The organism is Microcoleus sp. K5-D4 (assembly GCF_036704575.1).
Lineage (GTDB): Bacteria > Cyanobacteriota > Cyanobacteriia > Cyanobacteriales > Microcoleaceae > Microcoleus.
Map to the genome: position 1 here is coordinate 1 of NZ_JAUBSD010000148.1, position 9,450 is coordinate 9,450.

The 9,450-nt window shown below is 45.8% G+C and carries 11 protein-coding genes; 5 read left to right on the forward strand and 6 right to left on the reverse strand.

Annotation, left to right across the window (positions count from 1 at the left end):
- Positions 1-191: 191 nt before the first annotated feature.
- Together QUA77_RS27880 and QUA77_RS27885 are read right to left on the reverse strand one after the other, a co-directional pair.
- On the reverse strand, positions 192-656 hold the full coding sequence (locus QUA77_RS27880) for a hypothetical protein (protein WP_333453831.1): 465 nt from the start codon (positions 654-656) through the stop codon (positions 192-194).
- Between the two features lie 422 nt (positions 657-1,078).
- Complete coding sequence (locus QUA77_RS27885; protein WP_333453833.1) at positions 1,079-3,037, reverse strand: bifunctional serine/threonine-protein kinase/formylglycine-generating enzyme family protein; 1,959 nt, start codon at positions 3,035-3,037, stop codon at positions 1,079-1,081.
- A 56-nt stretch (positions 3,038-3,093) separates the two neighbouring features.
- Between QUA77_RS27885 and QUA77_RS27890 the strand changes: the two genes are divergently transcribed.
- Positions 3,094-3,471: an S-layer protein gene (locus tag QUA77_RS27890; RefSeq protein ID WP_333041696.1), complete on the forward strand. Its 378-nt coding sequence runs from the start codon at positions 3,094-3,096 to the stop codon at positions 3,469-3,471.
- Between the two features lie 78 nt (positions 3,472-3,549).
- On the opposite strand, the gene QUA77_RS27895 is transcribed toward QUA77_RS27890, so the two are convergent.
- The 4 genes from QUA77_RS27895 to psbH form a co-directional block, all read right to left on the reverse strand.
- Positions 3,550-3,816, reverse strand: a complete 267-nt coding sequence (locus tag QUA77_RS27895) for a DUF3146 family protein (RefSeq protein ID WP_006633689.1) — start codon at positions 3,814-3,816, stop codon at positions 3,550-3,552.
- Positions 3,813-4,475, reverse strand: coding sequence for an aminoacyl-tRNA hydrolase (gene pth, locus QUA77_RS27900; RefSeq protein ID WP_333453835.1), 663 nt, complete (start codon positions 4,473-4,475; stop codon positions 3,813-3,815). The genes QUA77_RS27895 and pth overlap by 4 nt, the downstream gene beginning before the upstream one ends.
- A complete protein-coding gene (locus tag QUA77_RS27905; protein ID WP_333453837.1) occupies positions 4,476-4,736 on the reverse strand; it encodes a TatA/E family twin arginine-targeting protein translocase in 261 nt (86 codons plus the stop codon). It lies immediately after the preceding gene.
- A gap of 151 nt (positions 4,737-4,887) precedes the next feature.
- The gene (gene psbH, locus QUA77_RS27910) at positions 4,888-5,091 is read right to left on the reverse strand and encodes a photosystem II reaction center phosphoprotein PsbH (protein ID WP_015176007.1); all 204 of its coding nucleotides are present in this window, start codon (positions 5,089-5,091) and stop codon (positions 4,888-4,890) included.
- A gap of 212 nt (positions 5,092-5,303) precedes the next feature.
- Between psbH and psbN the strand changes: the two genes are divergently transcribed.
- The 4 genes from psbN (at position 5,304) to QUA77_RS27930 (ending at position 9,250) form a co-directional block, all read left to right on the forward strand.
- Positions 5,304-5,435 carry a photosystem II reaction center protein PsbN gene (gene psbN / locus QUA77_RS27915; RefSeq protein ID WP_006633693.1) on the forward strand — a complete coding sequence of 44 codons (132 nt, stop codon included), beginning with the start codon at positions 5,304-5,306 and terminating at the stop codon, positions 5,433-5,435.
- 244 nt (positions 5,436-5,679) lie between these two features.
- Positions 5,680-6,780: a chorismate synthase gene (gene aroC / locus QUA77_RS27920; protein ID WP_333453839.1), complete on the forward strand. Its 1,101-nt coding sequence runs from the start codon at positions 5,680-5,682 to the stop codon at positions 6,778-6,780.
- Between the two features lies 1 nt (position 6,781).
- The gene (locus tag QUA77_RS27925; RefSeq protein ID WP_333453841.1) at positions 6,782-7,693 is read left to right on the forward strand and encodes an MBL fold metallo-hydrolase; all 912 of its coding nucleotides are present in this window, start codon (positions 6,782-6,784) and stop codon (positions 7,691-7,693) included.
- A gap of 561 nt (positions 7,694-8,254) precedes the next feature.
- Entirely contained in the window at positions 8,255-9,250 is a 996-nt protein-coding gene (locus QUA77_RS27930; protein ID WP_190659309.1) for a hypothetical protein, read from the forward strand.
- The last annotated feature ends 200 nt before the right edge of the window (positions 9,251-9,450 follow it).

The window sequence follows — 9,450 nt, forward strand, 5'->3', positions numbered from 1 at the left end:
GTCATTGGTTTTCTTACCGGATGGTCGTGGATTTTACATTCTTTATCTCTATCACATCTTTAAAAAAATGGTATAAGATAAAAGCAGCATAATAGGAACGACTGATAGCATCCCTCAATCGCGCCTCGTGTTCAGCAGGAATAGTTGCTTGACCAGCAAGTTCTTTTGCTAAATTTAGGTATTGCGACCAATCAAAACTCATCAGTATATTCCAAAATCGTATAAAAATGCTCCCGAATTTCATGGGATAATCCCCTAGACCAATTTTTACGCAATTCGTCTTCTCTATCCATTGCTTCATCGGGATCGAGGTCTGTCAAGATGATTGAGAGAACCAGATGAACATAGTTAGGAATTTCGGGGTCATTGATGACTTGAAGTAATAGTTTTTGTTCGGGAAAATAATTGCTAATCTGAACGGGTGCTTCTAGCAAAACGGGAAGTAAAAACGGATATTGGTTAATAAATTCAATGACTTCTGTTTTGTCTCGGAAAATGTATGATTTTTCTAGGGTTTCGATGTCTGATTGGGAAATGAGGAAAGGCGCGATTCTTGGTGCTGATATCTTGTCTAAAATTAAGGAGGCTATGGCATTTTGTTCTGCTTCGGGTAGTTGAGAGACAGTGGCAAAAGTTTCTTCTAATAGGTTATTCATTTTGTAAATCTCCTATGCGACTATTCGTGAGAAAAATCAATATTTCTAATTATAATCAGTTGTGCGGTGAATCTGAAAAAAAAATTAGTTTATTACGCTGGAACCCATCCTAAATCAGCACCAACTCCTCCGTAAATAAACCAGACTATTTCAGCAGACTTGTCTCTACAGAAAGCATTGACACAATGACAGTGATTTTCCCAAACAAGACTTACGCACAGGTGGCCAGAAACCGGGTTTTTTGACGATAATCGTTCGCTGTACTCCACAGATTAAGTAAAAAACCCGGTTTCTTTGTCGGGAGTGCATCCACGAGTGCCAAAAAATAAATCGAGTCGCCAGAGACGACGAAAAAAGTGAAAAAGAGAAAAGAGTAAAGAGTAAAAGGGCAAAAGAGCAAAGAAGAGTCCTCACGGGGAAAACTAGGACGACGAAGAAACCGAAGCAACCGCCACGCGAAAACCCCTGGGCCCCGACGCGAGGCCCGCCGAGCCGAAGTGACAATCGGCACTACGGCAAGCGAACGCATCGTAGTTCCAGGAACCGCCACGCTGCACCCGGTAATTACTATCTCCACCACTTTCCCAAGCACTACCATCAGTCGGCGCACCGTTATAATTATTGTGCCTAACATCTTGACACCATTCCCAGACATTCCCGTGCATATCATAAAGTCCAAAGCTATTAGGCGGAAAACTACCTACAGCAGTTGTTTTCTCACGAGAAATTCCCTTCGGTGCTGAACCGTAGGGATAATTGCCGTCATAATTAACTAAATCCGGGGTAATTGTCTCCCCAAAATAAAAAGGTGTAGTGGTTCCTGCACGACAAGCATATTCCCATTCTGCCTCACTAGGCAGTCTATAATTGCGTCCAGTAAGTCGAGATAATCTTGCACAGAATTCTATAGCATCATCCCAATTTGCTTGCTGAACAGGGAAATTACCTCTAAAATTAAAAGGATCAGGATAAACCTTGAGGTCAATCTTGACTTTCAGTAAAGCTGCCACAGCGCGCCATTGAGCCTGAGTCACCTCATATTTTCCCATCAAAAAAGGGGCCACATTAACATTATGCTGCGGCCCTTCATCGTTATATCGTCCTGCTTCCGTATTGGGGGAACCCATGACAAAACTGCCGCCAGGAATTGCCATCATGTCTAAAGTTATGCCCTTGGCGATAGTTTCTGTAAAAACCTGTGCTTGACTTTGGCTGCGCTTGGTGATTTCCCCCGTTGAATTCACTGTCACCGTTTCAAATTGAACTGTTTTTAGGGAATTTGACGATACTTTTGGCGATGGAGTTTTTGGTGCTGGTGGTTCTGGTTGTGGGGTTTCTGGAGGTGGTGGCAACTGAGATGGTATATCGTCGTTGGGTAATATCGGTGACGATGGCTCATTCGTTGAAGTTTGAGGCGATTTGTTCCCCAAACTTTGATACACAACTAAACCGATAAGTCCTAATCCAGCCAAACCGACGAATTGTAAAAAACCTCGCCTTGTCGGTGGCGGCGGTGGTGTTGGTGTCGGTGGCGGTGGCGGTGGTGGCGGTGGGAGAGGCGACGACAAAGATAAAATTGCTTGCAATGCTTCCCCTGCATCTTGATAGCGCTGACTGAAATTATCGCGCACCATTTTATCTAAAATATTCGCTAAATTATTGCTAACTTGTGCCTGATTTTGCCAAATAACTTCTCCCGTCTGCGGATCTTCTGGTAAGGTATCAGGAGGTTGACCAGTCAATGCTTGAATCCCAATCATCCCCACTGCATAAATATCGCTACACAGTTTAGGTTTGCCCTTCGCTTGTTCGCTGGGCATATAACCCGAAGTACCAATGCCAACGGTGAAGCTAGTTTGTCCTTGAGCATTAACAACCATTGTGCTAATTTCCTTGACCGCCCCGAAATCAATTAAGATAATTTTACCATCTTGGCGGCGCATTAAATTAGCAGGTTTCAAGTCGCGATGAATCACATTTTGCTGATGAACAATGGCTAAAACTTCTAAGATATCGTGCAATAATTTAATAGTATGGGATTCGCTTGATTTTTTACCTATAATCAGTTCTTTGGTAAGGTCATGTCCTTCGATAAAATCTTGCACCAAATAAAATTTGCCCTTTTCCTCAAAGTGAGCGGAAAGGCTGGGGATTTGGTCGTGTAGCTTACCCAATTTATGCAGCGTTTCGGCTTCTTTGTCGAATAAGCCTTTGGCAATTAGTAAATGGTCGGGATTGGGATCTTTTGGTTTAAGATGTTTGACAACGCACTGCGGATGTCCGGGTAAGTCTAAATCTTTTGCAAGGTAGGTGTGGCCAAAACCGCCTTTCCCCAAGAATTTGATAATTTGATAACGATGGCGGAGGGTACGACCCAGCATAGTTTTCAGGGAATGCAGTGGAAGTTAGGATATATTGTCGCACAAGAGGAAATTAGATGCTTAAACTCAGAATCGTTTCCACAATTATACTGCTAGTTAGTGCCTGTTGTTCATCTCCCGCACAGGCGCAAAATCCTGCACAAATAAAGCAAAATAACTCTTTAGTTCAAGTGCAGCCAGCGCGAGAACAAGTTCTCAATGCTTGCGTGCAGAATCAGGCTGAAACTCTGCCCAATCCTTTTACCGATGTACCTTCCAATCACTGGGCTTACAAAGCTGTTTTGACAATGTATTATTGCGGGGCTTACCGAGAAGGGACGCCACCTGCTTTAATTAAAGAATTACTGGAATCGGGAGATACTACTAGAGAAAGTTGGCCTCCCCCATTACGTTTCCACACTTTCCCATCACAGCAATTCCCCATAATTAATTAAACAATTAGTGGAATCTGGATATCCTACTAGAGAAAGTTTGGATTCCCCATTGCCTTTTTCCTTCCCATTACCAAGATTTTAAAACTGAGCCCGAACCGTAAACGAATAATCGCCACCTGGTTCTAATTGATAATCCCATTTCTCCAGGAAACGGTGCAGCGGTTCCTGAATCAATGCCCTACCCTGAGAAGGCTCAAGTATCAGTGTTTTTTCTGACGTGAAACGCCACTGAAACTGCCACTCAAAATTCCCGGCAGTCACTTCACCCTCAATCGTGCCTTTTTGCCAAGATTGACCAGTAACCCGGACATATGCAGTTGTTTCAGGCAAACGTCTCGAACTCACCTTTTTGTTTCCGCGTTTGTTTCTGCAATTGTGCGACTATTGTAAAGGCTCATGGCTTTTTCTACTCCTTGGTGCAGACTTAGTTCCACAGCTTCTACAACCAGTTTAAGCACTTTTTCTACTAACTGACTTTCCTCTGAGGAAAACTTTCCTAACACGAAGGAAATCGTATCTTTCTCATTTTTAGCAGCATCGTTTTGAGGTTTGCCGATGCCAATCCGCAAGCGGGGAAATTTGTCTGTGCCCAAATGAGAAATTGTTGATTTCATGCCGTTGTGTCCGCCGGCAGAACCCGCAAGCCGCATTCTCAATTTCCCGATCGGCAAATCCATATCATCGTATACTATTAATACCGACTCCGCAGGTATTTTGTACCAATCTGTCGCCGCCCGAATCGATTGGCCCGACAGATTCATGTAAGTAAGCGGTTTTAGCAAACGGATTTTCTGTCCCCTCGGCCGGTTTCCCTCGCCAAATATGCCTTGAAATTTGCGATTTTCCGACAGCGAAATCTGCCAAGATTTAGCCAAGGCATCGACAGCATTAAAGCCTATGTTGTGCCGGGTGCGATCGTATTTAGGTTCGGGATTTCCCAACCCAACAATTAGCTGGGGAATCACTAACTCCGCTGGTGTTTCCGACTTCAGAGTGTTGTTCATTTAAATGTCTGTGCTATCTTCCTTGGGCTTCGCCGCCGCGAGTTTTTCAATTTCGGGTTTGCTGCTAGTTGCTACTGCTTCTTCTAACTGCTTAGCTTCCCGCGTGAACTCCGACTCAAAATCCCGCGAAGCATCTTGAAATCCCCGAATTGCCTTCCCCATACTCCGGCCGATTTCAGGTAATTTTTTCGGGCCAAATACCAATAGGGCGATCGTAAAAATAACTGCCATTTCGGGCAAACCAATGCCAAAAATATTCATGGTTTTTCTCCAGCAATTTGTTTAGTTACTTTTTGTTTATTTATGGCAAAAGTAATCGGAAAGGGTAAGGAAAAACGGGAAAACTTAGCTTTTACCCTTTCTCCTCAACCCTAAGCTTTTACTTTTAGCCTTACTGTTTTGCGATCAATTTTTAGCGGCCTAGGCTCGACCAATCCATATCCACACTCTCCAGAATCAGAGAAGAGTTGTAGATTTGCAAAATAATCAACAAGAACACGAAAAACAGTCCAATGAACACGCTCATCAATAGCGTGGTTCCCCAGCCGGGGGCTACCTTGCCGTATTCCGAGTTAAGGGGTTTGAGTATATCTCCTAACCAAGTCCGTTGTGCCATAAGTCACCTGCAATGAATCTCTACAGAAAAGTTTGACATATTTCTACCGCTAATTGCGATCGCAATTTCTCAGAAATGCTGCAGGGGGACTCGGAAAACGGGGAGTGGGGGTTGGCTACCATACCGTACAGCGCCTAAAATCACTAGAGTTTCAGACGGATTGTTATTTTTTGTAATATTATAGAGTGGAGCACTCATAATCGATCAAAAATATGGAACCTGCAGCAGTTCTAGGCATTTCACTGGGCGTGTGTCTGGTGGCAATCACCGGATTCTCGATCTACACCGCTTTCGGTCCCCCTTCTAAGGAATTGAGAGATCCTTTTGAAGAACACGAAGACTAAAGAAGAAGGAAGACACAACACGGATTCGGACACGGATACACGGATGAATTTAAGTGTGTTTCCAGATATCTCCTATTCTCTGTCTCTCCCTCTCTCCCTGGTAGATATTCTTCTAGGGGTGGGAAGGGAGTGATTCTGTGGGGCGATCGCGTGTCGCCTACTCGTCAATGCTATATTTTTCAGAAATACAGTAAATCTCTATTCCATTTAAGCTAAAAATTATTAAGTTTCAGGGCAAAGCATCATGGGCAATACCTTTGGGCATTTATTTCGGATCTCGACATTTGGGGAATCTCACGGCGGGGGTGTGGGAGTAGTAATTGACGGTTGCCCGCCCCTAGTGTCGATCGAGGCCTCGGAAATTCAAGCCGAACTCGATCGCCGCCGCCCCGGCCAAAGCAAAATTACCACACCTCGCAAAGAAGCAGATACCTGCGAAATTCTGTCAGGGGTGTTTGAAGGCAAAACTTTGGGAACGCCGATCGCAATTTTAGTCCGCAATCAAGACACTCGCCCCCAAGATTACGGCGAAATGGCGACAACTTACCGCCCTTCTCACGCTGACGCTACCTACGATGCTAAGTACGGAATTCGTAACTGGCAAGGCGGAGGTCGATCGTCCGCGAGGGAGACAATAGGTAGAGTAGCAGCAGGGGCGATCGCTAAAAAAATTCTCAAACAAGCAGCAGGAGTCGAAATAGTCGGCTACGTCAAACGCATCAAAGACTTAGAATGTGTCGCCGATCCGGACACTGTTACCTTAGAACAAGTAGAAAGTAACATCGTCCGCTGTCCAGATGCCGAATGTGCCGAAAGAATGATTGAACTGATCGAAAAAGTTCGCGACAGCGGAGATTCGATCGGCGGTGTAGTCGAATGCGTCGCCCGCAATGTCCCCAAAGGACTGGGAATGCCCGTATTCGACAAACTCGAAGCCGACTTGGCAAAAGCCATCATGTCCTTGCCCGCCAGCAAAGGCTTTGAAATTGGTTCCGGGTTTGCCGGGACTCTGCTCAAGGGCAGCGAACATAATGATGAATACTATACTGATGATAAGGGTGTAATTCGTACAGTGACGAATCGCTCTGGCGGAATTCAGGGTGGCATTGCTAACGGCGAAAATATCATTTTGCGGGCGGCATTCAAGCCAACTGCAACAATTCGCCAGCAGCAGCGCACCGTTACCCGAGAAGGCGAAGAAACGCTGCTGGCTGCCAAGGGACGGCACGACCCTTGCGTTTTGCCAAGAGCTGTGCCAATGGTGGAAGCGATGGTAGCTTTAGTGTTGTGCGACCATCTTCTGCGCCATCACGGACAATGTGGAACCTTAAAGCCTGAATTTTAAAATGGAAATCAGCTTGTCCTCTTTAGCGGCAACTCCCCTTGATTGCCCTCAACCCTCCGAATCAATAAAAGGTATAGATGATTTTGTAGTACAGTTTTGGGGCGTACGGGGCAGTGTTCCGACACCCGGACAGGAAACTGTTCGCTACGGCGGCAATACTTCTTGTTTGGAAATGCGAGTCGCTGGCAAACGCTTGATTTTTGACGGCGGAACAGGCTTGCGGATGCTGGGAGACCAGTTGGTGCAAGAAATGCCCGTGCAAGCTTATATGTTTTTTACTCACTATCACTGGGATCACATTCAAGGTTTCCCGCTGTTCGCCCCAGCTTTCATCCGCGGCAATAGCTTTGATATTTACGGGGCGACTCCGCCGGATGGAGATTGCATGAAAAGGCACTTCGTTGAACGGGTGCTCCACTCGAATTCGCCGGTGCCGCTGATGGGTTTGCAGGCAGATTTGAATTTCTACGAACTCAATCACAACCAGACGATGATGCTGGACGATATTGAGATTAGGACGGGTTCTCTGAATCACCCGAATACTGCTATGGGCTATCGGGTGACTTGGCAGGGCCGATCTGTTGTTTACTGTTCGGATACCGAACATTTTCCCGATCGGCTAGATGAGAATGTCTACAATTTAGCCCTAGACGCTGACGTGCTGATTTACGATGCGATGTACACAGACGAGGAATATCACAACCCCAAGTCTCCGAAGGTGGGTTGGGGACACTCGACTTGGCAGGAAGCTGTGAGAATGGCTAAGGAGGCGCGGGTGAAACGAGTGGTGATTTTTCACCACGATCCGGCTCATACTGACGATTTTCTCGATCGCATCGCCGAAGACGTGCAAATTGCTTTTCCGAAGGCTGTCATGGCACGCGAGGGTCTTATTTTGCCGATCGGCTTCTGAACATTCGCCTCTGAGGCTCGATCGAACCATCAACCGATCGAACCATAATTGTTATGTGAATATGTGGATCTGGGAGCGAGACCAGCTCCACAATTTTTTTTAATACGCAGCAAACTCTTAACTGCATGGTATAATTCTTGCTTGTTAAGTTTTTAGGTCGAGTATTTAAGGTTTTTTTTATTCTTCAACCGCGTCCGCAAGACGCCAAGACGTAAGATAATTGGAGAATTGCCAAGGGTGAAAAGGAGACTGTTTTGAATGTCAACAAACACGGGGAGGCGAGGCGATCGCACGCCTGAGTGCTAGTCTGATGCCAGTAGACTTCCAGAAGCCTTGTTACAGATTAATTATTAAGGACAAAAACTGAAGTTATAGCTCGGATCAAATAAAAGCGCAATCGGTTTTTTCGGATCGTGAATATTGACAACTCTCAAAAGCTAATAGCTTTTAGATAGAAACTGAGAAAATTTTCAGCAGTCAATTTGACTAACCAGAAAGAAACGATGGTTCTTGGGTTTGGCAGGAGCTGCGGCAAGCGAATGTTATGACTTGACTATCAAAATGGGAAATTTACGTTTTAGATCTTCAGCACATCAATACAGATGGATTGCCTTAGGCAGTTTTGCTGTAATTATGGGCATTTCAGGCGCCCTGGCCTACCGCCTCGCCCCGCCCCCCGGATTCATGGCTCAAGGCACTCTCACTTCTAATAATCCGCCAGTCAAATTTTCGAGTACGGGCACGACAATTCTCAAGCAGGGAGAGCAACTCACCCCAGAGGTTCTGCTGGCAGATAATGTTGTCAAAGCAGTGGCAGATGCAGTTAAGCTTTCGCCCCAGCAAGTTCGACAAAATGCTAGTGTCAAGATTTCTAAGCCGGAACAACCCCTAGAGATTGTTGTTGGGTATCGCTCGCTCGATCAGGAGCAAGCAATCCAAACGGTGGATATGTTGATGAAGGGCATGGTGGAAAAAAGCCGCCTGATTAACAGATATCGGTGGCAATCAGTCAATCAGTCGCTCAACCAACGCTTGGCACAAGTTACTCAAGACCTGAAACAAGCTCAGCAAAAACTCGACCAATACGAAAGAGAACGCGCTCGGCTGTTGCAGCAAATGAAGCTTCAGCAAGACTTTTACAACAAAACTCAGCTTGCAATGGCGGATACGCAAGCTTCGGAAAAAGAAATGGTTAGCAGTTTGGCCGCCGCTACAGTGCCGCAAATTGTGGCGACGCCCACGAGCGATCCGACAGTGCCTCTGATTTTGGGAATTGGGTTGCTGTTGGCGATTTTGGTCAGTCGCGGTTTGATTCCTTCGGTGGCGGATTGGAGGTACAAGGCAGCTTTTCAGCGAGAAGAGAGCGAAAGGCTCCAAAGTGCTTTGTACCGACTGATCAAAGAAGGCCGCGGCGAAATAACTCTGGTGCGGTTTGCAATGGAAACGCGGCTGTCGCCGGATGTCGCTCAGCGTTTTTTGAACCAACAAGCTGAAGTCTTTAATGCCAATTGCGAAATTAAAGACGACGGCAGTATCTTGTATCACTTCCACATTTAAAGGGCTACGAGCGATCGCACTCCACAGAAGACTTTAGCCGATCGAGGCATCACTGCTCGATCGGCTTGTTTTTTTCTTAATAGGACTTATATCAGGTTCGGTCGATCGACTATCCCCCTTTTGGTAGATACTGTCTTGACCTGTCAAGGGGTAGCAGTCAAATAATTGGGGTCGAAAGGCTTTTGGGATTTTAAAATCCC

Coding starts and splice junctions, on each gene's coding strand:
- psbH (WP_015176007.1), bottom strand. CDS start 5,091: ATGGCACAACGGACTTGGTTAGGAGATATACTCAAACCCCTTAACTCG.
- pth (WP_333453835.1), bottom strand. CDS start 4,475: ATGAACAACACTCTGAAGTCGGAAACACCAGCGGAGTTAGTGATTCCC.
- QUA77_RS27925 (WP_333453841.1), top strand. CDS start 6,782: ATGGAAATCAGCTTGTCCTCTTTAGCGGCAACTCCCCTTGATTGCCCT.
- QUA77_RS27905 (WP_333453837.1), bottom strand. CDS start 4,736: ATGAATATTTTTGGCATTGGTTTGCCCGAAATGGCAGTTATTTTTACG.
- QUA77_RS27880 (WP_333453831.1), bottom strand. CDS start 656: ATGAATAACCTATTAGAAGAAACTTTTGCCACTGTCTCTCAACTACCC.
- QUA77_RS27930 (WP_190659309.1), top strand. CDS start 8,255: ATGGGAAATTTACGTTTTAGATCTTCAGCACATCAATACAGATGGATT.
- QUA77_RS27890 (WP_333041696.1), top strand. CDS start 3,094: ATGCTTAAACTCAGAATCGTTTCCACAATTATACTGCTAGTTAGTGCC.
- aroC (WP_333453839.1), top strand. CDS start 5,680: ATGGGCAATACCTTTGGGCATTTATTTCGGATCTCGACATTTGGGGAA.
- psbN (WP_006633693.1), top strand. CDS start 5,304: ATGGAACCTGCAGCAGTTCTAGGCATTTCACTGGGCGTGTGTCTGGTG.
- QUA77_RS27885 (WP_333453833.1), bottom strand. CDS start 3,037: ATGCTGGGTCGTACCCTCCGCCATCGTTATCAAATTATCAAATTCTTG.